Raw genomic sequence first — 22,956 nt, forward strand, 5'->3', positions numbered from 1 at the left:
CCCGCGACGGGGGCCGTACACTCGACCGGCCCAACTGTCGTACAAGCGCACGGACAACGGGGAGACGAGGAAATGGCAGAGACCCGGCGACGGCTGCGGTCGAGCACCGTGGTGCTCGGTGGCATGGGAATGCTCGCGGCGGCCCTGAGCGCCTGCGGCTCGGACCCCGACCGCCGCTGTGTGGACCGCGACAGCTACGACTACCTCAACGGCTACAAGGTCGTCTCCGACCAGAACTGCAAGTCGGGCTCGTCCGGCGGCTCGTACGGCAAGGGCGGCAAGAAGAAGAAGTCGGCCGACGGCGACTGGTACTACGACGCCGACGTCAGCGGCGGCTGGGCCGACGACGGCACCTTCAGCCGGTCCGAGGCCGTGGACCGGGGCGGCTTCGGCTGCTCGGGCGGCAGCGGCGGAGGCTGAGCGCGTGGAACGCCGCACCATCGCCCCGCGCACCGGCTGGCAGGAGACCGTCGAGGAACAGGGCCTGATCTACCCCCTGACCCGCTACCCCGACGGCTCCCTGCGCCCCTACTGGGACGAGAGCGCCCACTACGTCTTCTCCCTGCCGGAGGTCGAGGCGCTGGAGGAGGTCGTCGAGGAACTCCACCGCATGTGCCTGGCCGCCGCCGAGCACATCGTCACCCACGACCGGTTCGCCGACCTGGGCATCACCGACCCCCGCATCGTCCGGGCGGTCACCGAGGCCTGGCACCGCCGCGCCGAACTCCCCTCCGTCTACGCCCGCTTCGACCTGCGCTACGACGGCACCGGGCCCGCCAAGCTCCTGGAGTACAACGCGGACACCCCGACCTCCCTGGTCGAGGCCGCGTCCCCGCAGTGGTTCTGGATGGAGGAGCGCTTCCCCGGCGCCGACCAGTGGAACAGCCTGCACGAGCGCCTGGTCGACGCCTGGAAGAAGCAGGCCGCGCTGCTCCCGCCCGGCAACCCCCTGTACTTCGCGCACTCTTCGGACGACGAACTCGGCGAGGACCTGATGACGGTCGCCTACCTCAAGGAGACCGCCGAACAGGCCGGTCTCGAGACCGACTGGATCTCCATGGAGGAGATCGGCTGGGACCGCCTCTCCGGCCGCTTCGTCGACAACAAGCTGCGCTTCATCCGCAGCCTCTTCAAGCTCTACCCCTGGGAGTGGCTCACCACCGACCGCTTCGCCGGACACGTCCTGGACACCCTCGACAACGGCGGCGGCACGGGCACCACCCTGTGGATCGAGCCCGCCTGGAAGATGCTGCTCAGCAACAAGGCCCTGCTGGCCGTCCTCTGGGAGCTGTACCCGGACCACCCCAACCTCCTGGCCGCCTACCTCGACGGCCCCCGCGAGCTGGCCCACTCCACCGGCTGGGTCGCCAAGCCCCTCCTGGGCCGCGAGGGCGCGGGCGTCACGATCCACGAACCGGGCACCGCCCCCGCCCCCCGCGACGAGCCCTGCTGCTACCAGGAACTGGCCCCCCTCCCCGACTTCGACGGCAACCGCGTGGTCCTCGGCGCCTGGGTGGTGGAGAACGAGTCGGCGGGCCTGGGAATCCGGGAGTCGTCGGGCTTGGTGACGGACGAATACGCCCGCTTCCTGCCCCACGTGATCTTGTAGATGGCCCCGTAGGGGCCTGCCAGGGGCGCGGGGAACTGCGCGACCAGCCACGACGAGTCCGCACTCCGAAACGCACAGCAATCCGGCAGACGCCATCCGGTAGCCTGGCCCCGGGCCGTGACTGGCGCGCAAGGATGGGATGAACCATCGGGAAGCGGCCCGAGCGACATGTGCCGAGCGCCTGGGCCGACCTGAACGCTGATCCCAACGTCCGGAGGCCCCCATGTCCGCAGACCTCACCCCCGAGTCCGTCGCCTACCGAGCCGCGCTGCAAGCGATCCGCGCCGTCGAGCCCCGCGTCGCCGACGCCATCGGCCAGGAGGTCGCCGACCAGCGCGAGATGCTCAAGCTGATCGCCTCGGAGAACTACGCCTCCCCGGCCACGCTCCTCGCGATGGGCAACTGGTTCAGCGACAAGTACGCCGAGGGCACCATCGGCCGCCGCTTCTACGCCGGCTGCCGCAACGTCGACACCGTCGAGTCCCTCGCCGCCGAGCACGCCCGCGAACTCTTCGGCGCCCGGCACGCCTACGTCCAGCCGCACTCCGGCATCGACGCCAACCTGGTCGCCTTCTGGGCCGTCCTCGGCGCCCGCGTCGAGGTGCCCTTCCTGGAGAAGACGGGCGTCCGCCAGGTCAACGACCTGACCGACGCGGACTGGGCCGAGCTGCGCCAGGCCTTCGGCAACCAGCGGATGCTCGGCATGTCCCTGGACGCCGGCGGCCACCTCACCCACGGCTTCCGTCCGAACATCTCCGGCAAGATGTTCGACCAGCGCTCCTACGGCACCGACCCGGCCACCGGCCTCATCGACTACGAGGCCCTGCGCGCCTCCGCCCGCGAGTTCAAGCCGCTGATCATCGTCGCGGGCTACTCGGCCTACCCCCGGCTGGTGAACTTCCGGATCATGCGCGAGATCGCCGACGAGGTCGGCGCGACCCTCATGGTCGACATGGCGCACTTCGCCGGTCTCGTCGCGGGCAAGGTCCTCACCGGCGACTTCGACCCGGTCCCGCACGCCCAGATCGTGACGACCACCACCCACAAGTCGCTGCGCGGCCCGCGCGGCGGCATGGTCCTGTGCGACGACTCCCTCAAGGACCAGGTCGACCGCGGCTGCCCGATGGTCCTCGGCGGCCCGCTCCCGCACGTCATGGCCGCCAAGGCCGTCGCCCTCGCCGAGGCCAGGCAGCCCGCGTTCCAGGACTACGCCCAGCGCATCGTCGACAACGCCCGCGCCCTCGCCGAGGGCCTGATGCGGCGCGGCGCCACCCTGGTCACCGGCGGCACGGACAACCACCTCAACCTGATCGACGTGGCGTCCTCCTACGGCCTCACCGGCCGCCAGGCCGAGGCCGCCCTCCTCGACTCCGGCATCGTCACCAACCGCAACGCCATCCCGTCCGACCCGAACGGCGCCTGGTACACCTCCGGCATCCGCATCGGCACCCCGGCCCTCACCACCCGCGGCCTCGGCACGGCGGAGATGGACGAGGTCGCGGGCCTGATCGACCGCGTCCTGACGACGACGGAACAGGGCACGACGAAGTCGGGCGCCCCGTCGAAGGCCTCGCACGTCCTGGACGAGAAGGTCGCGGAGGAGATCGCCCAGAGGGCCACGGACCTGGTGGCGGGCTTCCCGCTGTACCCGGAGATCGACCTGGGCTGAAGCGCCCCTTCAGGGGCGCGGGGCCGTGTCGATGTGCGGCTGCCGCCGCGTGGGCGCGACCAGCCACACACGGCGCGCAGTTCCCCACGCACAGAACCCCCCGCTCCCTCTGAGACAATGAAAAACATGGCGACAGACCACCCCCGCGTGCTCTCCGGAATCCAGCCCACCGCAGGCTCGTTCCACCTCGGCAACTACCTCGGCGCCGTCCGCCAGTGGGTGGCCCTCCAGGAGACCCACGACGCGTTCTACATGGTCGTCGACCTGCACGCGATCACGGTCCCGCAGGACCCGAAGGAACTGCGGGCCAACACCCGGCTGGCCGCCGCCCAGCTCCTGGCGGCCGGCCTGGACCCGGACCGCTGCACGCTCTTCGTGCAGAGCCACGTCCCCGAGCACGCCCAGCTCGCCTGGATCATGAACTGTCTCACCGGCTTCGGCGAGGCCGGCCGCATGACCCAGTTCAAGGACAAGTCCGCCAAGCAGGGCGCCGACCGCGCCTCCGTCGGCCTGTTCACGTACCCGATCCTCCAGGTCGCGGACATCCTGCTCTACCAGGCCAACGAGGTCCCGGTCGGCGAGGACCAGCGCCAGCACATCGAGCTGACCCGCGACCTGGCCGAGCGCTTCAACGGCCGTTTCGGCGAGGCGTTCACCGTGCCCTCCCCGTACATCCTCAAGGAGACGGCGAAGATCTACGATCTCCAGGACCCGTCGATCAAGATGAGCAAGTCGGCGTCCACGCCGAAGGGCCTGATCAACCTCCTGGACGAGCCCAAGGCCACCGCGAAGAAGGTGAAGAGCGCGGTCACCGACACGGACACCGTGATCCGCTTCGACCGCGAGCACAAGCCGGGCGTCAGCAACCTCCTCTCGATCTACTCGGTGCTCACCGGCACGGAGATCGCCGAGCTGGAGGAGAAGTACGTCGGCAAGGGCTACGGCGCGCTCAAGACGGACCTCGCCGACGTCATGGTCGAGTTCGTCACCCCCTTCCGGGAGCGCACCCAGCAGTACCTGGACGACCCGGAGACGCTGGACTCGATCCTGGCCAAGGGCGCCGAGAAGGCCCGCGCCGTCGCCGCCGAGACCCTCTCGCGGACGTACGACATGATGGGCTTCCTGCCCGCCAAGCACTGACCCCCGGGCCACCCCCGGCCCCGGTCCCGGCCCCGCCGTGCGCCCCGGCATGCCGCCGTAGCGCTGCACATCACTCCGGTTGCGCCTGCCCCGGGCACGGTCGTGGCCGTACAGTCGATAGCCGGGTGTCCGACACAGCGACATTCGACGAGTGACACGTAACGACAGGAGACGACGTGGGGACCGTAACGATCGGCGTGTCGATCGCGGTCCCGGAGCCTCACGGCAGCCAGCTCCAGCAGCTGCGCGCGGGCTTCGGCGACGCCGCTGCTCACGGCATCCCCACGCACGTCACCCTGCTGCCGCCGACCGAGGTCGACGGCAGCGCGCTGCCCGCGATCGAGGCGCACCTGGCGGAGGTGGCGGCGCGCGGCCGCCCCTTCCCGATGCGGCTGTCCGGCACCGGGACCTTCCGTCCGCTGTCGCCCGTGGTCTTCGTCCAGGTGGTCGAGGGCGCCGCCGCCTGCTCCTGGCTCCAGAAGCGGGTGCGCGACGCGTCCGGTCCCGTCCCACGCGAACTGCAGTTCCCGTACCACCCGCACGTCACCGTGGCGCACGGCATCGAGGAAGCGGCGATGGACCGCGCCTACGAGGAGCTGTCCGACTACGCGGCCCAGTGGTCCTGCACCGGCTTCGCGCTCTACGAGCAGGGCCCCGACGGGGTGTGGCGCAAGCTGCGCGAGTTCCCCTTCGGCAGCGCCACGGTGCCCCCGCAGGCCGGGCGCGTGGAGAGCGGCTCGCTGCCCGGCCGGTGACACCGGCCCACCCGGCGGCCTGACGTCACACGGGCAGCCGCCGGAAGAGCGTCCGCGGCAGGTGCCGCACCGCCGACATCACCACCCGCAGCGCGCCGGGCACCCACACCGTCTCCGAGCGCCGCCGCAGCCCCAGCTCGATCGCCGTGGCGACCGCCTCGGGTGTCGTGGCGAGCGGCGCCTCCTCCATCCCGGCGGTCATCCGCGACCGTACGAACCCGGGGCGTACGACCATGACGTGCACGCCCGTGCCGTGCAGCGCGTCGCCGAGGCCCTGCGCGAAGGCGTCCAGGCCGGCCTTGCTGGAGCCGTAGATGAAGTTCGCGCGCCGGGCCCGTTCACCGGCCACCGAGGAGAGCACCACCAGCGAGCCGTGGCCCTGCGCCTGGAGTGCGCGGGCGCTGACCAGGCCCGCCGAGACCGCTCCGGTGTAGTTCGTCTGCGCGACCCGCACGGCGTTCAGCGGCTCGCGCTCGTCGTGCGCCTGGTCGCCCAGGATGCCGAAGGCCAGCAGCACCAGGTCGACGTCGCCCTCGGCGAAGACCTTGCCGAGCGCCGCCTCGTGGGACTCGGGGTCGAGCGCGTCGAAGGCGACGGTGCGCACCTCTGCGCCGAGGCTGCGCAGCTGCTCGGCGGCCGCGTCCAGGGCGGGGGAGGGGCGGCCGGCCAGCCACACCGTGCGGGTGCGGCGGGCCACCAGGCGGCGTGCGGTGGCGAGCGCGATCTCGGACGTACCGCCGAGGACGAGCAGGGACTGGGGGAGGCCGAAGGCGTCCTTCACGACAGCTCCAGAGGGGTCAGAGGGTGAGGCGGCGGGCCAGGTCGGACACGAACACCCCGTGCGGGTCCAGCTCCGCGCGCAGCGCGCGGAAGTCGTCGAGGCGCGGGTACATCGCGGCGAGCAGTTCGGGCCGCAGCCGCGAGTCCTTGGCGAGGTAGACCCGGCCGCCGGCCTGCGCGACCTCCTCGTCCAGCTCGTCCAGGAAGGCGCCGAGGCCGGGCAGGCCCGCCGGGATGTCCAGGGCCAGGGTCCAGCCGGGCACGGGGAAGGAGAGCCAGCCCGGGTCGGCCTCGCCGAACCGCTTGAGCACGGCGAGGAAGGACGGGCAGCGGCGGTCCGAGATGCGCTGCACGATCCGGCGCAGGGCGTCCTCCCGGCCCTCGCCGACGACGAACTGGTACTGCACGAAGCCGCCGCGGCCGTAGATCCGGTTCCAGTGCGGGACGCCGTCCAGGGGGTGGAAGAAGGTGGAGATCCGCTGGAGCCTGCCCCGGCTGAACCGGGGGGACTTGCGGTACCACACCTCGTTGAACAGGCCCACCGTGGTCCGGCCGAGCAGTCCGTCGGGTACGAGGTCGGGGGCGGCCGGGAGGCGGGAGGTGCGGAAGGCCAGCGGCGCCCGCCGCGCGCGGGAGCGGGCGGGCAACGCGTCCAGCGGGGCGTGGTCGCCGCGGGTGAGCACCGCGCGGCCGGTCGCCCGGCCGCGCGCGAGCAGGTCGATCCACGCGACGGAGTAGCGGTAGCGGTGGTCGGTGGCCGTCAGACGGGCCATCAGGTCGTCCAGGTCGTCGGCGCGCTCGGTGTCGACGGACATCAGCGCGGTCTCGACCGGGTGGAGCCGCAGCGTCGCGGTGAGGATCACCCCGGTCAGGCCCATGCCCCCGGCGGTCGCGTCGAACAGGGGCGTGCCCGGGGTGACGGTGCGGACCCCGCCGTCGGCGGTGAGCAGTTCCAGGGAGACCACGTGCCGCGCGAAGGACCCCGACACGTGGTGGTTCTTGCCGTGGATGTCCGCGCCGATCGCCCCGCCGACCGTGACGTAGCGGGTGCCGGGCGTCACCGGCACGAACCAGCCGAGCGGCAGCAGCACCTCCATCAGGTGGTGCAGGGAGACGCCCGCGTCGCAGAGCACGGTGCCGCCGGCGACGTCGACGGCGTGCACGCGGTCCAGGGCCGTCATGTCGAGGACGGCGCCCCCCGCGTTCTGCGCGGCGTCCCCGTACGCCCGCCCCAGCCCCCGCGCGATGCCACCGCGGGCCCCGCAGTCCCGCACGGCCAGGGCGGCCTCCTGGTACGTCCGCGGGCGGATCAGACGGGCCGCGGTGGGCGCGGTGCGGCCCCAGCCGGTGACGGGACCCCAGTCGGTGTCGGCAGACATGCCGGTGACCGTATCGCCCCTATGAGAACGATTAGTTCCAAAACATCACGCACATACCCGAAACGGGTGATTAATGGTATGTCGCTCGATCGTGCCGTCCTTCCGGTCCGACGGGCGGGAACAGTGAGTCGGCATGGACGACCTCGACGACATGGACCACCGGATCGTCACGGCGCTCAGAGCCTGCGGCACGGACCCGCGCGTGGCCGGCGCCGCGCGCGCCCTGTCCTGGGCCGGGGAGCACGCGGCCCTGTGGCTCGCCGCGGGTCTCGCCGGAGCCGCCGTGGACCGCGCGCGGCGGGGGGCCTGGCTGCGCGGCACCGCGCTCACCGCGGGCGCCCACGTCGCCAGCATGGCCCTGAAGCGGGTCGTGCGCCGTCCGCGCCCGGCACACGTCGTGCCCCTGGTGCGCACCGCCGGACGGCACTCGTTCCCCAGCTCCCACGCCACCTCGGCCGCGGCCGCCGCCGTCGCCTTCGGCGCGCTCGGCGTACCCGCGGTCCGGCCGCTGGCCGCCGCGGTGTGCGCCTCCCGGCTGGTCGTCGGCGTCCACTACCCCTCGGACGTAGCGGCCGGCGCGGCCCTGGGCGCGCTCACCGCCCGGCTCGGCGCCCGCTGGATGCGAGGAGGCACCCGTGACTGACACGGCCGTCCTGAGACAGCGCGCCCCGCAACGGCCGGGGGAGCCCGCGACGCCCCGCGCGAAGGGCGTGCTGAGCGGCCTCCTCCGGACCGCACGCCCCCGCCAGTGGGTCAAGAACGTCCTGGTCGTCGCCGCCCCGGCCGCCGCGGGGGAGCTGTTCTCGGTGCCCGCGCTGAGCCGGCTCGCCCTGGTCTTCGTCCTGTTCACCGCCTGCGCCTCCGCCGTCTACCTCGTCAACGACGCCCGCGACGCCGAGGCCGACCGCGCCCACCCGGTCAAGCGGCACCGCCCGGTCGCGGCCGGACAGGTCCCGGTGCCGCTCGCGTACGCCGTCGGCGGCCTCCTGGGCGTTCTCGCGCCCCTCGTCGCCGCCTGGACGTGCCCGCCGCCCGTCGCGGCCCTGCTGACCGCCTACCTCGCGATGCAGGTGGCGTACTGCGTCACCCTCAAGCACGTCCTCGTCGTCGACCTGGCCGTCGTCACCACCGGCTTCCTGATGCGGGCGATGATCGGCGGACTCGCGCTCGGCATCCCCCTCTCGCGCTGGTTCCTCATCACGACCGGCTTCGGCGCGCTGTTCATGGTCGCCGCCAAGCGGTACTCCGAGGCAGTCCAGATGGCCGGGCGGGCGGGCGCCACCCGCGCGCTGCTCACCGAGTACACCACCGGCTACCTCCGCTTCGTCTGGCAGCTCGCGGCCGGTGTCGCCGTCCTCGGCTACTGCCTGTGGGCCATGGAGGAGGGCGGCGTCCCGCACACCAGCGTGCTGCCCTGGCGCCAGCTGTCCATGGTCGCCTTCGTCCTCGCCGTCCTGCGCTACGCGGTCTTCGCCGACCGCGGCACCGCGGGCGAACCCGAGGACGTCGTCCTGCGCGACCGGGCGCTCGCGCTGATCGGCGTGGTCTGGGTGGCGATGTACGGCCTGGCGGTGGCCAATTGGTAGCCGACCGGCGCGAGCTGGCCGGCTTCGCCTCCGTGGGCCTGCTCGCCTACGCCGTCGACCTCGGTCTCTTCACCTGTCTGCGCGGCCCCGCCGGCCTCGGCCCGCTCGGCGCCAAGACGCTGTCCTTCGTGGCCGGGTGCGCGGTGGCGTACGCGGGCAACGCGCTGGGCACCTACCGGCACACCCGCCCCCGGGGACTGCGCCCCTGCGCCGTGTTCGTCGCGGTGAACCTCGCCGGGGCCGGCGTGCAGCTGCTGTGCCTGACCGTCAGCCACTACGGCCTCGGCCTCACCTCGCAGCGCGCCGACACCGTCTCCGGCGCCGGAATCGGCATGGTCCTGGGCACGATCCTGCGCTTCTGGGGCACAAGAACACTGGTCTTCCGGGCCGCGGGCGGATCCGGGGGCCCGACGAGATCATGGACCGGGACGAGCGGGGGCAGGGTCGGATCATGGACTGGCTGAAGAAGCTCCCCGTCGTGGGACCGTGGATCGCACGCCTGATGACCACGCACGCGTGGCGCTCGTACGAACGGCTCGACCGGGTGAAGTGGGCACGGCTGGCCGCCGCCATGACCTTCACCAGCTTCGTCGCGCTCTTCCCGCTGCTGAGCCTGGCCGCCGCGGTGGCCGCCGCCACGCTCAGCAAGAAGCAGCAGGACCAGCTCCAGGACAAGATCGCCGAACAGATCCCCGGCATCGCCGACCAGCTGAACATCCAGGGCCTGGTGGACAACGCCGGCACCGTCGGCCTCATCTCCGGCCTGCTGCTGCTCTTCACCGGCATGGGCTGGGTCGAGGCCACCCGCGGCTGTCTGCGCGCCGTCTGGGAGCTGCCCGACGAGGAGGAGAACCCGGTCCTGCACCGGGCCAAGGACGCCGGCGTCCTCGTCGGCCTCGGCGGCGCGCTGCTGATCACCGTCGGCATCTCCACCGTCGCCTCGGCGCTGGTGGGCTGGATCATCCGCTCGATCGGCCTGGCCGAGGGCGGCGTCGGCGGCGTCCTGCTCTACATCGCCGCCTTCGCGGTGGCCGTCCTCGCCGACTTCCTCCTGCTGCTGTACGTGCTGACCCTGCTCCCCGGCGTCCACCCCGAGCGCCGCCGTCTGGTCGTCGCGGCGCTGATCGGCGCGATCGGCTTCGAACTGCTGAAGCTGCTGATCAGCGGCTACATCCAGGGGGTCGCGGCGAAGAGCATGTACGGCGCCTTCGGCGTCCCCGTGGCCCTGCTGCTGTGGATCAACTTCACCTCGAAGCTGCTGCTGTTCGCGGCCTCCTGGACGGCCACCGGGAGCAAGGCGCAGGAGGTAGGGAGCGGGGACGACGGCGACGGTGCCGACGCCCCCGACGTCACGGGCGGGTCCGGCGGCGGACCAGGTCCGGCAGCGGCCACTTCCGGTTGACCAGGAACGCGCCGCCGGCGAGCAGCACCAGCACCCCGGCCGTGACACCGGCCGCGACCCCGATCCCGCCGGAGCCGTCCGAGGCCGTCGCGCCCGCCACCGGCCCGGTGCCCGCCGCGCCCTTCCCGGTGCCGCCGGCCTCCCCGGAGGCGTCCGGCCCGGGGCTCGCCTGCGCGGCGCTCTTCGGCCGGACCAGCTCGCCCACCGGCCGCGTCTTGCCGGCCGCCGCGAAGCCCCAGTCGAAGAGGCGGGCCGTCTCCTTGTAGACCTCGTTGTGCTCGTCCTTGGCCGGGTTCATCACCGTGACGAGCAGCACCTTGCCGTTCCGCTCCGCGACGCCGGTGAAGGTGGCGCCCGCGTTGGTGGTGTTGCCGTTCTTCACGCCCGCGATGCCCGGGTACACGTCCATGTCCGAGTCGCCGGACAGCAGCCGGTTGGTGTTCTGGATCTCGAAGGGCTTGCGGGTCGTCTTGCCCTTCTTGTCCTTCTCCGTCTGGCCGGGGAACTTCGCGCGGACCGTCGAGGCGTACTCGCGGAAGTCCTTCTTCTGGAGCCCCGAGCGCGCGAACAGCGTCAGGTCGTACGCGGAGGAGACCTGGTGCGGCGCGTCGTAGCCGTCGGGGCTGACCACGTTGGTGTCGAGGGCCTGGAGCTCCTCGGCGTGCTCGTTCATGTCCGCGACGGTCTTGTCGACCCCGCCGTTCATCGCGGACAGCACGTGCACGGCGTCGTTGCCGGAGCGCAGGAAGACCCCGAGCCACAGGTCGTGGACGGTGTAGGTCTCCTCCTCCTTGACGCCGACCAGGCTGGACCCGGCGCCGATGCCCGCGAGGTCGGAGACAGCCACCTTGTGCTCGGTGGTCTTCGGCCACTTCGGCAGCAGCGTGTCGGCGAACAGCATCTTCAGGGTGCTCGCCGGGGCCAGCCGCCAGTGCGCGTTGTGGGCGGCGAGCACGTCGCCGGACTCGGCGTCGGCCACGATCCAGGACCGCGCGGTGATGTCCTTGGGCAGCACCGGCGCCCCGTCCGCCAGGTCGACCTGCGTGCCCGGCTGCCCGAGCCGCGCGCCGCCCTTGGTCGACATCGACGCGGGGGGAGTGGGCGTCGGGCTCTTCGAGGGGTCGGGGGCCGCGAGCGCGGCGGGGGAGAGCACGGCGAGCGCGGTCAGGGCGGCGGAGGTGACCGACAGGGTTCGCCTGAGGGCCTTCTTGGGTGCGGGCACGAGCGAGAACGTACCTCCCGGGAGCTGGCCCTTCCCACCCCCCTCCCCACCCCGCGCACGGTTCAGGACAGCGTGCGGCGATACTGAAACCATGAAGCTCAGCCGCCCCGTCTCCTGGTTCCTGCTCGCTTTCGGGGTGTGGAGCTGGATCATCTGGATCACTTTCGTCAAAAACCTGATCAAGGACAGCAGCGGGCTCGCCTTCGAGGACGGCGACCCCACGGCGTACTTCTGGGTGCACCTGCTGCTCGCCGTCGTCTCCTTCGTATTGGGGACGGTCGTCGGAGGCATCGGGTTGCGTTCGGTGCGCGTACTGCGCCGAAGCTCATAGACGTCGCGGACGTCACAACCGAGGGGATACGGCGGCATGGTGGTCGTCTTCGCGCTGGTCGCGCTGGCAGTGGTGAGCGTCCTCGTGACGTCCAACTGGTACGTGTGGCGGCGCCTGTTCCGTGACACCACCCCGGGCCCGGGCCCGGTGCGCCGGATCGGCGGGGCGGTGATCGCGGGGGGCTGGGTGCTGGCTGTCGGCGCTTTGGTCGCCGAGCGCGCGGGCGCCCCCTTCTGGCTCCAGCAGGTGCTGGCCTGGCCGGGCTTCCTGTGGATGGCGCTCTCCATCTACCTGCTCCTGGCGCTGCTGGCGGGCGAGGTCGTCCGCCCGCTGCTGCGGCGCTTCCTGGAGCGGCGCGGGGCGGTGCGGAAGGCCGGTGCGGAGCCGCCGCGGCCCGAGGCCACGGACCAGGAGCGGATACCGGCCGCCACGGCCCCGCCCGAGCAGCCGGAACCCGCCGGGCCGGGCCAGGCGGCCGAGCCGCCCCCGGCGTCCGGGGGGCCGCAGCCTCCCGAGGCGCCCGACAGCCCGCTCGCTCTCCCCTCCCGCCGCCTCTTCGTCTCCCGCGTCGTCGCCGGTGCCGCCGCCGCGGCGGCCGTCGGCACGGTCGGCTACGGCACGTACGGCGTGCTGAACGGCCCCTCGGTCAAGCGGGTCACCGTGCCGCTGGCCAAGCTCCCGCGCGCGGCGCACGGCTACCGCATCGCCGTGGTCAGCGACATCCACCTCGGGCCGGTGCTCGGCCGGGGCTTCGCGCAGAAGGTCGTCGACACGATCAACTCCACGCAGCCCGACCTCATCGCCGTCGTCGGCGACCTGGTCGACGGCAGCGTGAAGGACCTCGGTCCGGCGGCCGCCCCGCTGGCCGGGCTGAGGGCGCGGGACGGCGCGTACTTCGTCACCGGCAACCACGAGTACTTCTCCGGCGCCGAGCAGTGGGTCGAGGAGGTGCGGCGGCTCGGTCTGCTCCCGCTGGAGAACGCCCGTACCGAGCTGCGCCACTTCGACCTCGCCGGCGTCAACGACGTGGCGGGCGAGGAGGAGGGCCAGGGCCCCGACTACGCCAAGGCCCTCGGCGACCGGGACCGGGCGCGGGCGTGCGTGCTCCTCGCCCACCAGCCGGTGCAGATCCACGACGCCGTCGACCACGGCGTCGACCTCCAGCTCTCCGGCCACACCCACGGCGGCCAGCTCTGGCCCGGCAACCTCATCGCGGGGGCCGCCAACCCCACCCTGGCGGGACTGGAGCGCTACGGCGACACCCAGCTGTACGTCAGCCGCGGCGCGGGCGCCTGGGGCCCGCCCACACGCGTGGGTGCGGAGTCGGACATCACGGTGATCGAGCTGGCGTCCCGTCAGGCCTGACCCCCGGTCTTCCCGCCGGTCTTCCCGCCGGGCCTCCGGCCGGGGTCCGGCAGTGCCCGCGTCATGCCCGGCAGGAAGTCCGTGAACAGCTCGTGCACCTCGCGCACCAGGGGGCGCAGGACCCGGAAGCGGGCCAGCACGACGCCCCGCGCGGTGAGCCGGGCGCCGCGTTCGGCGAGCCGGTAGCTGCGCTCGCGGCCCTCCGTCCGGTCGAAGATCCAGTACAGGACGAGGCCCATCTGGGAGAGCCACATCAGCTCCGGCAGGATGTCCCGCAGGTCCTCCGGCACCTTGGTCTTCGCGCCCGCCAGCACCGCCCGGTGGATGCTGATGGCCTCCTTGCGCGCGTGCTCCGACTCGGGGGAGAAGGGGCTGAGCGGGCTGTCCGGGTCGGCGGCGTTCTTGAAGAACTGCACGGCGAACTCGTGGTACGGCGTGGCGATGTCCAGCCAGACCTTCAGCACGCCCGCCAGCCGCGCCTCCAGGTCGGTCTCCTTGGCCAGGACCTCGCGGACCGCCGCCTGGTGCTCGGCGGCGATCCGGTCGTAGAAGCCCTGGATCAGGTGTTCCTTGCCGGCGAAGTAGTAGTACGCGTTGCCGACGGAGACCCCTGCCTCCTGGGCGATGGCCCGCATCGTCGTCCGGTCGTAGCCGCGTTCCTGGAACAGCCGCATGGCCGTCTCCAGGATCAGCGCGCGGGTCTGCTCGGACTTGGTGGGGTGGGCGCCGCCGTCGGGGCCGTCGTTGGTCGCAGGCACGGGTACAGAGCCTATCCAGTGGCGCAGGTGCCGTCGTCACACCCCGGTCCGGCGTACATCCAGCCGAGCCCCGGCTCGTAGACCCAGCCGTCGGCGCGCCGGTACCCGTTGCCGCCCCACCGCTGCCGACCGCCCCGCCACTTCGCGGCGGCCAGCACGGCCCCGCGGGCGAGCCGGGCGCCCGCGGGCGTGCTGAGCCGGTGGGCGAGGGCCCGGTGCTCGCGCAGGGCCCACAGGACGACGACCCAGGCGGCGGCGCCCCGGTAGACCTGGCCGGCGTCCCCCACGGCGGTGACCTCGTCGAGGGTGGCCGCGTGGTCGAGGCCGGGCAGGCGCCCGCGCGCCTCGTCCGACCCGGCGGGGACCAGGTCCAGCTCCACCAGGCGGGGCTGACGCAGCAGCCAGTCCCGCACGTGGGTGCACAGGGAGCACTCGGCGTCGTAGAGGACGGTGAGCCGGCGCACGGGGTCGCCGGCCGTCCCGGTGGCGGGAGCCATGGCTCAGGCTCCGGCCGTCGGGGCCACCCAGCCCTGCGGCGGGACCGGCGGCACCTGCTCCCGCTCCATCATGCCGCGCCGCCGGATCTTGTTGAGCACGTAGACGTTGCCCAGGTGCATCACGCCGAGCACCAGCAGCACCACGCCGAGCTTGGTCGAGAGCGCCTCGAAGATGCCGCGGGTGTCGGTGATGGTCGCGTCGTCGCTCAGGTAGAGGGCGACGAAGCCGAGGTTGACCAGGTAGAAGCCGACCACCAGGAGGTGGTTGACGGCGTCCGCCAGCTTCTCGTTGCCGTGCAGGACGTCGGAGAGGAAGACCCGTCCGTTGCGGCTGAGCGTGCGGGCCACCCAGACGGTCAGCCCGATGCTGACGGCCAGGTAGATGACGTAGGCGATGACGGTGCGGTCCATGCCCCACCCCTTCTTGAACGCGTTCAAAACGCTGACAGGACTGACTGTAGACCTGTTTTTGAACGCGTTCAAGCGAGAAGTCGCTCAGGGGCGACGGCCCAGTTCCGGACGCTTGGAGTAGTCCGTCAGGCCGATGACGTTGCCCCACGGGTCGGCGAACTCGACGGTCCAGCCGGTGGCCACGGGGAACGGCTCGTCGAGCGGCGGCACCCCGGCCTCCCGCAGCGCCGTGGCCGCCGTACGGGCGTCCGTCGTCTCCAGCCACACCCGCGCGGAGGGCCACAGCGGCGGCTGCCGCCAGAACTCCTCCTCCACCCGCAGCAGCAGCCCGGGTGTCTCGCCCCCCACCTTCAGCAGTGCGATCCCGGCCTCGTCGAGCCGGTAGGCGACCGTGAACCCGGCCCGCTCGTAGAAGTCGACGGCCTCGCCGAGGTTTCCGACGGGCAGCAGCACGTTGTCGAACCCGAGCAGTTCGTACGACTCATGATCTGACATGACGTCAGATTAGGTGTGCGCGGGCGCCGTACGGACGGACCGGGCGGCGACGCAGCGGCGCCGTCACTCGCCCGGGCGGACGGCCGTTCCCGGCCCCGACTTCTCTTGTGCCGCTCCGGTCCTGCAATATGACCGGCAGTTTCCGAAGTCGACCAGGAGTGACCCCACTGTGAGCGAACAGCCGCCCCAGCCTTCCCAGCCGCCCGGCTACGGCTACCCGAACCAGGGCTCGGGCCCCGCCGGGCAGCCCGGCCCCTACGGCTACCCCCAGGGTGGCCAGCAGCCCCCGCCCGGCGGCTACCAGACCCCCGGCTACCCGCAGGGCGCTCCCGGCTACCAGACCCCCGGCTACCCCCCGCCGGCGCCGGGCTACTACGCCACCGACCCGAGCGCCCCCTACGGCTACGACCCCTACGGCCGCCCGTACTCCGAGAAGTCGAAGATCGTCGCCGGTGTGCTCCAGCTCTTCCTCGGCAGCTTCGGCATAGGCCGCTTCTACGTCGGCTCCGTCGGCATAGGCCTGGCCCAGCTGTTCACCTGCGGCGGCCTCGGCTTCTGGGCGCTGATCGACGGCATCATGTACCTCGTCAGCAACGACCGCACGGACGACCAGGGCCGCGTCCTGCGTGGCTGACACCGCGCCCTGCGCACCCCCCGGCCGGCGACGGCGGCAGTGGCATCCCGCGGCCGCACCCCTCGGGGTGCTCGTCGCGGGCGCCGCGGGTGCGGGGTACCTGTGGGGCACCGATCCGCACGAGGGCGGGCACCCGCTGCCCCAGTGTCCGTTCCGCTTCGTCACCGGGCTGCTCTGCCCCGCCTGCGGTGCCACGCGCATGGTCTACGACCTGATGCACGGTCACTTCGCCGCGGCCTGGCTGGACAACCGGGCCCTGCTGCTCGCCGCGCCGTTCGCGCTGGCGCTGTGGGCCCGTTGGACGGTGGAGGGCCTGCGCGGCCGCTCCTACCGGCCCCGGATCGCCCCGTGGGGTCAGGCGCTGATCCTGCTGACGGCGGTGGCCTGGACGGTCGTTCGCAACGTCGTGTGATCAATGATCACGAAATGGGAACGTTGGATCATAATATTTCCCAACTGACCCACACGTCTCCTACGCTTCGTCACGCACAGAGGGGGGACGGCCACGTCACTGACGTGAGCCGCCGTGCGTCGAGCGTGCGATCAGCGGTGTCCCCTCCTGGGCCGCCGGGGCCATTCCGCCCCGGTCCGTCCCACATCTCCCCAGGAGCACCACACCATGACCGTTCCCCCGAACCCCACCGCTCCCTACGGCGTCGACCCGCAGGGCCGCCCGTACTCCGACAAGTCGAAGATCGTCGCCGGTATCCTCCAGCTCTTCCTGGGCACCCTGGGCATCGGCCGCTTCTACGTCGGCTCCGTCGGTGTCGGTGTGGCCCAGCTGCTCACCTGCGGCGGCCTCGGCTTCTGGGCGCTGATCGACGGCATCATCTTCCTGGTCAGCAACGACCGCACGGACAAGGAAGGCCGCCCGCTGCGCGGCTGACCCGCCCGTAGTACGGCCGAGGGCCCCGATCACACGGATCGGGGCCCTCGGCCGTGGCGGTCGTCCCGCGGGTCAGAAGCGGCGCGTGATCAGCGCCCGCTTCACCTCCGCGATCGCCTTGGTGACCTCGATGCCGCGCGGGCAGGCGTCCGTGCAGTTGAAGGTCGTGCGGCAGCGCCAGACGCCGTCGCGGTCGTTGAGGATCTCCAGCCGCTGCTCGCCGGCCTCGTCGCGCGAGTCGAAGATGAAGCGGTGGGCGTTCACGATCGCGGCGGGACCGAAGTACTGCCCGTCGTTCCAGAACACCGGGCACGACGACGTGCAGGCGGCGCACAGGATGCACTTCGTGGTGTCGTCGAAGCGCTCGCGGTCCTCGGCGGTCTGGAGGCGCTCACGCGTCGGCTCGTTGGTGTCCTTCGTGATCAGGAAGGGCATCACGTCCCGGTACGCCTGGAAGAACGGCTCCATGTCGACGACCAGGTCCTTGAGGACCGTCAGGCCCTTTATGGGCTCGACCGTGATCGGCTTCTCGGGGCTGAGGTCCTTGATCAGCGTCTTGCAGGCCAGCCGGTTCTTGCCGTTGATCCGCATGGCGTCCGACCCGCAGATGCCGTGCGCGCAGGAGCGGCGGAAGGTCAGGCTTCCGTCCAGGTCCCACTTGATCTTGTGCAGCGCGTCGAGGACGCGCTCCTTCGGGTCGATCTCCAGCTGGAAGTCTTCCCAGGCGGCCTCGGCCGCGACCTCCGGGTTGAACCGGCGGACTCGGAAGGTGACCGTGATGTAGGGGGAGTCGGCGAAGCCGGGCTCGGGGGCCGAGTCGCTCTTCTCCATGACAGGGGTAGCCATCAGTACTTACGCTCCATCGGCTGGTAGCGGGTCTGGACGACCGGCTTGTAGTCGAGCCGGATGGACTCGGCGCCGTCGTCGCCCACCTCGCGGTACGCCATGGTGTGGCGCATGAAGTTGACGTCGTCGCGGTTGGGGTAGTCCTCGCGGTAGTGACCGCCGCGCGACTCCTTGCGGGCGAGGGCGGAGACCGCCATCACCTCGGCCAGGTCGAGCAGGTTGCCCAGCTCGACGGCCTCCAGCAGGTCGGTGTTGAACCGCCGGCCCTTGTCCTGGATCGACACGTTCTTGTAGCGGGCGCGCAGCTCGGCGATCTTCTCGACGGCCGTCTTGATCGTCTGCTCGGTGCGGAACACCATGACGTTGGCGTCCATGCACTCCTGCAGCTCGCGGCGGAGCACCGCCACCCGCTCGGTGCCGGTGGACGAGCGCAGCCGCTCGATCTGCTCGACGACCAGGGACTCCGGGTCCGCGGGCAGCTCGACGAAGTCCGCCTTCTGGGCGTACTCCGCGGCGGCGATGCCGGCCCGGCGGCCGAAGACGTTGATGTCGAGCAGCGAGTTGGTGCCCAGGCGGTTGGCGCCGTGCACCGACACGCAGGCCACCTCGCCGGCCGCGTACAGGCCCGGGACGACGGTGGTGTTGTCCGCCAGGACCTCACCCTCGACGTTGGTCGGGATGCCGCCCATGGCGTAGTGCGCGGTGGGCTGGATCGGGATCGGGTCCGTGTAGGGCTCGATGCCGAGGTAGGTCCGCGCGAACTCCGTGATGTCCGGGAGCTTGGCGTCCAGCTGCTCCGGCGGGAGGTGCGTGAGGTCCAGGTAGACGTGGTCGCCCTCGGGACCGCAGCCGCGGCCCTCGCGGATCTCCGTGTAGATGGAGCGGGAGACGACGTCACGGGACGCGAGGTCCTTCATGACCGGCGCGTACTTCTCCATGAAGCGCTCGCCGTCCTTGTTGCGCAGGATGCCGCCCTCACCGCGGGCGCCCTCCGTCAGCAGGATGCCCATGCGCCAGATGCCGGTCGGGTGGAACTGGAAGAACTCCATGTCCTCCAGCGGCAGTCCGCGCCGGTACACGGCCGCCTGGCCGTCACCGGTGAGCGTGTGCGCGTTGGAGGTCACCTTGAAGAACTTGCCGGTGCCGCCGGAGGCGTAGATCACGGACTTCGCCTGGAAGACGTGGATCTCGCCGGTCGCCAGCTCGTACGCGACCACGCCGGACGACTTCTTGACGCCGTCGACCTCGGTGATCAGCTGGTCCAGGACGTAGAACTCGTTGAAGAACTCCACGCCCTCCTTCACGCAGTTCTGGTACAGCGTCTGGAGGATCATGTGGCCGGTGCGGTCGGCCGCGTAGCAGGAGCGGCGGACGGGGGCCTCGCCGTGGTTCCGGCTGTGCCCGCCGAAGCGGCGCTGGTCGATCGTCCCGTCGGGCGTCCGGTTGAACGGCAGGCCCATCTTCTCCAGGTCGAGGACCGAGTCGATGGCCTCCTTCGCCAGGATCTCGGCGGCGTCCTGGTCGACCAGGTAGTCACCGCCCTTGACCGTGTCGAAGGTGTGCCACTCCCAGTTGTCCTCCTCCACGTTGGCCAGCGCGGCGGCCATGCCGCCCTGCGCGGCGCCCGTGTGGGAGCGCGTGGGGTAGAGCTTCGTCAGGACGGCGGTGCGGCTGCGCTTCGTCGACTCGATGGCCGCGCGCATGCCGGCGCCACCGGCGCCGACGATGACGGTGTCGTACTTGTGTACCTTCATGATTTTCGCAGCCCCGTGCCTAGCGGATGTTCGGGTCGAAGGTGAAGATCACCAGCGTGCCCAGCAGGATGGTGAACACCGTGGCGGTGTAGAGCAGGCCCTTGAGCCACAGCCGGGTGTTGGGGCGCTCCGCGTAGTCGTTGATGACCGTGCGCAGGCCGTTCGCGCCGTGCAGCATCGCGAGCCAGAGCATCAGGAGGTCCCAGACCTGCCAGAACGGCGAGGCCCAGCGGCCGGCCACGAAGGCGAAACCGATCTTCGAGACGCCGCCGTCCAGCACCAGCTGGATGAGCAGGTGCCCGATGACCAGGACGACCAGCACCACGCCGGACAGGCGCATGAAGAGCCAGGCGACCATCTCGAAGTTGCCACGGGTGGACTTCGGGGTCTTCTTCGTCCGCGCGCGGGGGGCTTCGATCAGCGGCGCCGGGTTGTCGACCGTGTAGAGGGAGGCGCCCTCGACGGGGCCGATCCCGGATGCGGGGGATTCAGTCGTGGACATTGGCGTCAGCTCCCGAACAGTTCACGAGCGGCGTGGCCGAGGACGGGGTAGATCGCCCCGATCATCAGCACGACCCACAGGGCGACGACGGTCCAGAGCATCTGCTTCTGGTAGCGGGCGCCCTTGACCCAGAAGTCGACGGCGATGACACGCAGGCCGTTGAGCGCGTGGAAGAGGATGGCGGCGACGAGGCCGTACTCCAGCAGCGCGACGATCGGCGTCTTGTACGTGGCCACGACGGTGTCGTAGGCCTCGGGGGACACCCGCACGAGAGCGGTGTCCAGCACGTGAACGAACAGGAAGAAGAAAATGAGGACGCCGGTGACTCGATGAGCCACCCAGGACCACATTCCTTCCCGGCCGCGGTACAGCGTTCCAGCCGGCACGGAAATTTCCTCCGGGAGCGGGGATTGGGGCCGCGCCGGCTTTCCTTGTCGGTCGGGCCCGGCCGGGTACGGTCCACCGGCCCCCAGCATGGTAGCGACGGTTGCCTGCGGCGCTTACGGGGGGCCTGCCTGTGTGATCAAAGTTGCACTCAAAGGAGCAGCGGATGGGGGGTGGGGCGGGTCAGGGGGTGGGGGTTTGGGTGGTTTGCCGGGTGCGGGCCGTCAGTGGCTGGTCGCGCAGTTCCCCGCGCCCCTGAGGGCGTTGCTCAGCCGCATCCTGGCGAGTCGCCGGAGTTCTTCGGCCGCCACTGGGCGCTCCTCCTCCGGATCGTTGGACAAACGTGACCGGATGCCCGCGAGTACGTGGTCCAGGGCCTCGTTCGCCTTCAAACCGTCCAGGCAGATGACGAACGCGTGTCCGAAGCGGGATTCGTAGGCCGCGTGGGCCGCGCTCAGGGCCGTGTGGGCCGCCGCGTAGGTGCCGGCCGGGAGGGCGGGCTGGGTCTCCGCCGACAGGGCCTCCGTCAGTGCGGTCGGCGTCAGGTCGTATGCCGCCTCGTCCGCCGCCGCGAGGAGGGCGGGGAGATCCGGGTACGGGCGGTGCGCCGTCAGGCGGTGGGCCCAGTCGTGGCTTCCCAGGCAGGTCAGGAGGGTCCGGGCGGCTTCGTCGGCGGGGGCCGTGTTGAAGCGGTCCAGTGATGAGGGCGTTGCCGGAGTGGCGCGTGTTTGCACCGGTACCGGTATGGCCACTCGGCCGGAGAGATCTGGGAGACGGTGCACGGGCAGCGTGGTCCTCGTGTGCGAAAGATGTGGCGTCACGTTATCGAGTGACGGCATGACGTGTCCGACCGATGCCCGAATTTCACCCGAACGGGAGAGTTTCAGAACATGTGGTGGACGCATTGCGGCAGCAGCGCCCTTAGGTTGGCGCTGTGAGCGAGCACGGACGCCGGATACCGGCGAACAAGGTGAGGCAGCGGGCCGTGATCGCCGGTGCGGTGGTCGCCTCGCTCGGTGTGGGAGTCGGCCTGTGGGCCACCGACGGAGACGGTGACGGCGGGCCGGGAGGCCAGGCCGCGCGGTCCTCCGCGGAGGCGGCCGCGCCCAGCCCGAGCCGTTCCTACCCGCTGTCCGAGGAACCGCGCACCATACCCGCCGTACGCGAGCACACCGCGGCCCGCGGCCCCGGCTGGCAGCCGGAGAAGGAGCACCGGGTCGTCGTCGCCGACGCCGCCCTCGCCGACGAGGGACGGCAGATCGCCGGTGACCTCGGGCTGACGTACGCGGGAGAGAAGGACGACGAACGCGCCGGAGACGTGCTGCTCGACGTCAAGGCCGACAAGGGCGCGAACCCCGAGTCGTACACCATGACCGTGCGCGACGGCCGGGTCACCGTGAGCGGGCCGGCCGAGGCCGGCGTCCACTACGGCACCCGCACCCTGAAGCAGGCCGTGGACGGCGGCGGCACCGCGCCGGAAGGCGTGGTGGAGGACGAGCCCGCCAAGCCGAAGCGCGGCTTCTCGCTCGACATCGCCCGCAAGCACTACGACGCCGACTGGATCAAGGACCGGATACGCGAGCTGGGCGACCTCAAGTTCAACGAACTGGGCCTGCACTTCTCCGACGACCAGGCCTTCCGCATCGAGTCCGACTCGCACCCCGAGATCGTCTCGGACGACCACCTGACCAAGGCGGAGATGACGGAGATCATCGATCTCGCCTCCTCGCGCCACATCACCGTCGTCCCCGAGATCGACTCGCCCGGCCACCTCGGCGCCGTGATCGCCGCCCACCCGGACCTCCAGCTGCGCAACGCGCAGGGCACGCCGACGCGCGGCGCCATCGACATCTCCAAGCCCGAGTCCGCCGAGATAGTCGACGACCTGCTGAACGAGTACGCCGACCTCTTCCCCGGCTCCCAGTTCCACCTGGGCGCCGACGAGTACCAGGCGCTCGTGGTGCCCGACCCCGAGGCGTCCTACCCGGACCTGGCCGCCGCCGCCCGCAAGGCCTACGGCTCCGGCGGCACCGTCGCCGACCTCACCACCCAGTGGCTCAACGACCGCGCCAAGACGGTGCAGGCCCACGACCGCGTCCCGCGCGCCTGGAACGACGGCTTCTTCAAGGACACGTCCGTCGAACCGTCGAAGGACATCAAGGTCGCCTACTGGACCGGCAAGGAGATCGGTGCCCGGCCGCCCACCGAGTACCTCGCCGAGGGGCGCCAGGTCCTGAACTACAACGACGAGTTCCTCTACTACGTCCTCGGTGAGCCGCAGACCTTCGTCTACCCGACCGGCGAGCGCATCTACGAGCAGTGGACCCCGCGCGTCATCCGCGGCACCACGGCCGTCGACGCCAAGTACGACGACCAGATACTCGGCGGCAGCTTCGCGGTCTGGGGCGACATCCCGAGCGCGCAGACGCAGGCGCAGGTCGCCGAGGGCATCAGGCTGCCGCTGGCGGCGACGGTCCAGAAGCTGTGGGATCCCGGCGAACCCGAGCTGTCCTGGGCCGACTTCAGCTCACTGGCGAACCGGCTCGACTGA

27 protein-coding genes and 1 riboswitch are annotated in these 22,956 nt (G+C 71.4%); of the genes, 15 read left to right on the plus strand and 12 right to left on the minus strand.

Translation table 11 applies throughout. The features are described 5' to 3' along the window. Positions 1-72 precede the first annotated feature (72 nt). From ACGF3J_RS05380 to ACGF3J_RS05400, 5 genes are all read left to right on the plus strand, one after another. Positions 73-420 (plus strand): hypothetical protein, encoded by a 348-nt coding sequence (locus ACGF3J_RS05380; protein ID WP_114530095.1) that lies wholly within the window; start codon positions 73-75, stop codon positions 418-420. Between the two features lie 4 nt (positions 421-424). Then, a complete protein-coding gene (locus tag ACGF3J_RS05385) occupies positions 425-1,609 on the plus strand; it encodes a glutathionylspermidine synthase family protein (RefSeq protein ID WP_161329036.1) in 1,185 nt (394 codons plus the stop codon). Between the two features lie 107 nt (positions 1,610-1,716). Further along, a riboswitch (ZMP/ZTP riboswitch) is annotated at positions 1,717-1,803 on the plus strand. Between the two features lie 29 nt (positions 1,804-1,832). Beyond that, complete coding sequence (locus tag ACGF3J_RS05390) at positions 1,833-3,278, plus strand: glycine hydroxymethyltransferase (protein ID WP_161329035.1); 1,446 nt, start codon at positions 1,833-1,835, stop codon at positions 3,276-3,278. A 126-nt stretch (positions 3,279-3,404) separates the two neighbouring features. After that, entirely contained in the window at positions 3,405-4,418 is a 1,014-nt protein-coding gene (gene trpS / locus ACGF3J_RS05395) for a tryptophan--tRNA ligase (protein WP_161329034.1), read from the plus strand. Positions 4,419-4,594: 176 nt separating this feature from the next. Next, positions 4,595-5,173 carry a 2'-5' RNA ligase family protein gene (locus ACGF3J_RS05400; RefSeq protein ID WP_161329033.1) on the plus strand — a complete coding sequence of 193 codons (579 nt, stop codon included), beginning with the start codon at positions 4,595-4,597 and terminating at the stop codon, positions 5,171-5,173. Between the two features lie 25 nt (positions 5,174-5,198). On the opposite strand, the gene ACGF3J_RS05405 is transcribed toward ACGF3J_RS05400, so the two are convergent. Both ACGF3J_RS05405 and ACGF3J_RS05410 read right to left on the minus strand, forming a co-directional pair. Further along, positions 5,199-5,954: a decaprenylphospho-beta-D-erythro-pentofuranosid-2-ulose 2-reductase gene (locus ACGF3J_RS05405; protein WP_161329032.1), complete on the minus strand. Its 756-nt coding sequence runs from the start codon at positions 5,952-5,954 to the stop codon at positions 5,199-5,201. Between the two features lie 16 nt (positions 5,955-5,970). After that, positions 5,971-7,332, minus strand: coding sequence for an FAD-binding oxidoreductase (locus tag ACGF3J_RS05410; RefSeq protein ID WP_161329031.1), 1,362 nt, complete (start codon positions 7,330-7,332; stop codon positions 5,971-5,973). A gap of 133 nt (positions 7,333-7,465) precedes the next feature. Here ACGF3J_RS05410 and ACGF3J_RS05415 point away from each other — a divergent pair, with 133 nt between their 5' ends. The 4 genes from ACGF3J_RS05415 to ACGF3J_RS05430 are packed head-to-tail and all read left to right on the plus strand — an operon-like array spanning position 7,466 to position 10,320. Further along, positions 7,466-7,975: a phosphatase PAP2 family protein gene (locus tag ACGF3J_RS05415; RefSeq protein ID WP_385794681.1), complete on the plus strand. Its 510-nt coding sequence runs from the start codon at positions 7,466-7,468 to the stop codon at positions 7,973-7,975. Continuing rightward, positions 7,968-8,918, plus strand: coding sequence for a decaprenyl-phosphate phosphoribosyltransferase (locus tag ACGF3J_RS05420; protein WP_161332667.1), 951 nt, complete (start codon positions 7,968-7,970; stop codon positions 8,916-8,918). The genes ACGF3J_RS05415 and ACGF3J_RS05420 overlap by 8 nt, the downstream gene beginning before the upstream one ends. Continuing rightward, a complete protein-coding gene (locus tag ACGF3J_RS05425) occupies positions 8,912-9,382 on the plus strand; it encodes a GtrA family protein (RefSeq protein ID WP_161332668.1) in 471 nt (156 codons plus the stop codon). The genes ACGF3J_RS05420 and ACGF3J_RS05425 overlap by 7 nt, the downstream gene beginning before the upstream one ends. Then, on the plus strand, positions 9,370-10,320 hold the full coding sequence (locus tag ACGF3J_RS05430) for a YihY/virulence factor BrkB family protein (RefSeq protein ID WP_237552866.1): 951 nt from the start codon (positions 9,370-9,372) through the stop codon (positions 10,318-10,320). The genes ACGF3J_RS05425 and ACGF3J_RS05430 overlap by 13 nt, the downstream gene beginning before the upstream one ends. On the opposite strand, the gene ACGF3J_RS05435 is transcribed toward ACGF3J_RS05430, so the two are convergent. Next, entirely contained in the window at positions 10,268-11,542 is a 1,275-nt protein-coding gene (locus ACGF3J_RS05435) for a D-alanyl-D-alanine carboxypeptidase (protein ID WP_346346345.1), read from the minus strand. The two genes, ACGF3J_RS05430 and ACGF3J_RS05435, sit on opposite strands and share 53 nt — an antisense overlap. A gap of 91 nt (positions 11,543-11,633) precedes the next feature. On the opposite strand from ACGF3J_RS05435, the gene ACGF3J_RS05440 reads away from it, so the two are divergent. Then, positions 11,634-11,873, plus strand: a complete 240-nt coding sequence (locus ACGF3J_RS05440) for an SCO4848 family membrane protein (RefSeq protein WP_122615862.1) — start codon at positions 11,634-11,636, stop codon at positions 11,871-11,873. Positions 11,874-11,909: 36 nt separating this feature from the next. Next, the gene (locus tag ACGF3J_RS05445; protein WP_161332671.1) at positions 11,910-13,238 is read left to right on the plus strand and encodes a metallophosphoesterase; all 1,329 of its coding nucleotides are present in this window, start codon (positions 11,910-11,912) and stop codon (positions 13,236-13,238) included. Here the strand turns inward: ACGF3J_RS05445 and ACGF3J_RS05450 are convergent. The 4 genes from ACGF3J_RS05450 to ACGF3J_RS05465 all read right to left on the minus strand — a co-directional run bounded on the left by ACGF3J_RS05450 (position 13,229) and on the right by ACGF3J_RS05465 (position 15,399). Continuing rightward, positions 13,229-13,996, minus strand: coding sequence for a TetR family transcriptional regulator (locus ACGF3J_RS05450; RefSeq protein ID WP_161332672.1), 768 nt, complete (start codon positions 13,994-13,996; stop codon positions 13,229-13,231). The genes ACGF3J_RS05445 and ACGF3J_RS05450 overlap by 10 nt on opposite strands. Positions 13,997-14,007: 11 nt before the next feature. Beyond that, positions 14,008-14,493 carry a thiol-disulfide oxidoreductase DCC family protein gene (locus ACGF3J_RS05455; protein ID WP_393853511.1) on the minus strand — a complete coding sequence of 162 codons (486 nt, stop codon included), beginning with the start codon at positions 14,491-14,493 and terminating at the stop codon, positions 14,008-14,010. 3 nt (positions 14,494-14,496) lie between these two features. Beyond that, positions 14,497-14,904 (minus strand): hypothetical protein, encoded by a 408-nt coding sequence (locus tag ACGF3J_RS05460; RefSeq protein WP_161329039.1) that lies wholly within the window; start codon positions 14,902-14,904, stop codon positions 14,497-14,499. Positions 14,905-14,988: 84 nt separating this feature from the next. Beyond that, positions 14,989-15,399: a VOC family protein gene (locus tag ACGF3J_RS05465; RefSeq protein WP_122615867.1), complete on the minus strand. Its 411-nt coding sequence runs from the start codon at positions 15,397-15,399 to the stop codon at positions 14,989-14,991. 169 nt (positions 15,400-15,568) lie between these two features. Between ACGF3J_RS05465 and ACGF3J_RS05470 the strand changes: the two genes are divergently transcribed. From ACGF3J_RS05470 to ACGF3J_RS05480, 3 genes are all read left to right on the plus strand, one after another. Beyond that, positions 15,569-16,033, plus strand: coding sequence for a TM2 domain-containing protein (locus tag ACGF3J_RS05470; RefSeq protein WP_161329040.1), 465 nt, complete (start codon positions 15,569-15,571; stop codon positions 16,031-16,033). Continuing rightward, the gene (locus ACGF3J_RS05475; RefSeq protein ID WP_122615869.1) at positions 16,026-16,445 is read left to right on the plus strand and encodes a DUF2752 domain-containing protein; all 420 of its coding nucleotides are present in this window, start codon (positions 16,026-16,028) and stop codon (positions 16,443-16,445) included. The genes ACGF3J_RS05470 and ACGF3J_RS05475 overlap by 8 nt, the downstream gene beginning before the upstream one ends. Before the next feature lie 207 nt (positions 16,446-16,652). Continuing rightward, positions 16,653-16,919, plus strand: a complete 267-nt coding sequence (locus ACGF3J_RS05480) for a TM2 domain-containing protein (RefSeq protein ID WP_122615870.1) — start codon at positions 16,653-16,655, stop codon at positions 16,917-16,919. 72 nt (positions 16,920-16,991) lie between these two features. Here the strand turns inward: ACGF3J_RS05480 and ACGF3J_RS05485 are convergent, their stop codons facing one another. The 5 genes from ACGF3J_RS05485 to ACGF3J_RS05505 all read right to left on the minus strand — a co-directional run bounded on the left by ACGF3J_RS05485 (position 16,992) and on the right by ACGF3J_RS05505 (position 21,139). After that, positions 16,992-17,765, minus strand: coding sequence for a succinate dehydrogenase iron-sulfur subunit (locus tag ACGF3J_RS05485; RefSeq protein WP_122615871.1), 774 nt, complete (start codon positions 17,763-17,765; stop codon positions 16,992-16,994). Then, the gene (gene sdhA, locus ACGF3J_RS05490; protein ID WP_161329041.1) at positions 17,765-19,519 is read right to left on the minus strand and encodes a succinate dehydrogenase flavoprotein subunit; all 1,755 of its coding nucleotides are present in this window, start codon (positions 19,517-19,519) and stop codon (positions 17,765-17,767) included. The genes ACGF3J_RS05485 and sdhA overlap by 1 nt, the downstream gene beginning before the upstream one ends. Positions 19,520-19,538: 19 nt before the next feature. Beyond that, positions 19,539-20,021: a succinate dehydrogenase hydrophobic membrane anchor subunit gene (locus tag ACGF3J_RS05495; protein ID WP_122615873.1), complete on the minus strand. Its 483-nt coding sequence runs from the start codon at positions 20,019-20,021 to the stop codon at positions 19,539-19,541. 5 nt (positions 20,022-20,026) lie between these two features. Then, entirely contained in the window at positions 20,027-20,407 is a 381-nt protein-coding gene (gene sdhC / locus ACGF3J_RS05500; RefSeq protein WP_079163643.1) for a succinate dehydrogenase, cytochrome b556 subunit, read from the minus strand. A gap of 222 nt (positions 20,408-20,629) precedes the next feature. Then, the gene (locus ACGF3J_RS05505) at positions 20,630-21,139 is read right to left on the minus strand and encodes a 2-oxo-4-hydroxy-4-carboxy-5-ureidoimidazoline decarboxylase (RefSeq protein WP_346346282.1); all 510 of its coding nucleotides are present in this window, start codon (positions 21,137-21,139) and stop codon (positions 20,630-20,632) included. A 251-nt stretch (positions 21,140-21,390) separates the two neighbouring features. Here ACGF3J_RS05505 and ACGF3J_RS05510 point away from each other — a divergent pair, with 251 nt between their 5' ends. Then, entirely contained in the window at positions 21,391-22,956 is a 1,566-nt protein-coding gene (locus ACGF3J_RS05510) for a glycoside hydrolase family 20 protein (protein ID WP_393853697.1), read from the plus strand.

This window comes from Streptomyces sp. NPDC048171 (genome assembly GCF_043202655.1).
GTDB lineage: Bacteria > Actinomycetota > Actinomycetes > Streptomycetales > Streptomycetaceae > Streptomyces.

Excerpts from the sequence above, each read along its gene's own strand:
- ACGF3J_RS05380 (WP_114530095.1), top strand. The coding sequence starts at position 73 with ATGGCAGAGACCCGGCGACGGCTGCGGTCGAGCACCGTGGTGCTCGGT.
- ACGF3J_RS05390 (WP_161329035.1), top strand. The coding sequence starts at position 1,833 with ATGTCCGCAGACCTCACCCCCGAGTCCGTCGCCTACCGAGCCGCGCTG.
- trpS (WP_161329034.1), top strand. The coding sequence starts at position 3,405 with ATGGCGACAGACCACCCCCGCGTGCTCTCCGGAATCCAGCCCACCGCA.
- ACGF3J_RS05410 (WP_161329031.1), bottom strand. The coding sequence starts at position 7,332 with ATGTCTGCCGACACCGACTGGGGTCCCGTCACCGGCTGGGGCCGCACC.
- ACGF3J_RS05415 (WP_385794681.1), top strand. The coding sequence starts at position 7,466 with ATGGACGACCTCGACGACATGGACCACCGGATCGTCACGGCGCTCAGA.
- ACGF3J_RS05430 (WP_237552866.1), top strand. The coding sequence starts at position 9,370 with ATGGACTGGCTGAAGAAGCTCCCCGTCGTGGGACCGTGGATCGCACGC.
- ACGF3J_RS05440 (WP_122615862.1), top strand. The coding sequence starts at position 11,634 with ATGAAGCTCAGCCGCCCCGTCTCCTGGTTCCTGCTCGCTTTCGGGGTG.
- ACGF3J_RS05445 (WP_161332671.1), top strand. The coding sequence starts at position 11,910 with ATGGTGGTCGTCTTCGCGCTGGTCGCGCTGGCAGTGGTGAGCGTCCTC.
- ACGF3J_RS05455 (WP_393853511.1), bottom strand. The coding sequence starts at position 14,493 with ATGGCTCCCGCCACCGGGACGGCCGGCGACCCCGTGCGCCGGCTCACC.
- ACGF3J_RS05460 (WP_161329039.1), bottom strand. The coding sequence starts at position 14,904 with ATGGACCGCACCGTCATCGCCTACGTCATCTACCTGGCCGTCAGCATC.
- ACGF3J_RS05465 (WP_122615867.1), bottom strand. The coding sequence starts at position 15,399 with ATGTCAGATCATGAGTCGTACGAACTGCTCGGGTTCGACAACGTGCTG.
- ACGF3J_RS05480 (WP_122615870.1), top strand. The coding sequence starts at position 16,653 with ATGACCGTTCCCCCGAACCCCACCGCTCCCTACGGCGTCGACCCGCAG.
- ACGF3J_RS05485 (WP_122615871.1), bottom strand. The coding sequence starts at position 17,765 with ATGGCTACCCCTGTCATGGAGAAGAGCGACTCGGCCCCCGAGCCCGGC.
- sdhA (WP_161329041.1), bottom strand. The coding sequence starts at position 19,519 with ATGAAGGTACACAAGTACGACACCGTCATCGTCGGCGCCGGTGGCGCC.
- ACGF3J_RS05495 (WP_122615873.1), bottom strand. The coding sequence starts at position 20,021 with ATGTCCACGACTGAATCCCCCGCATCCGGGATCGGCCCCGTCGAGGGC.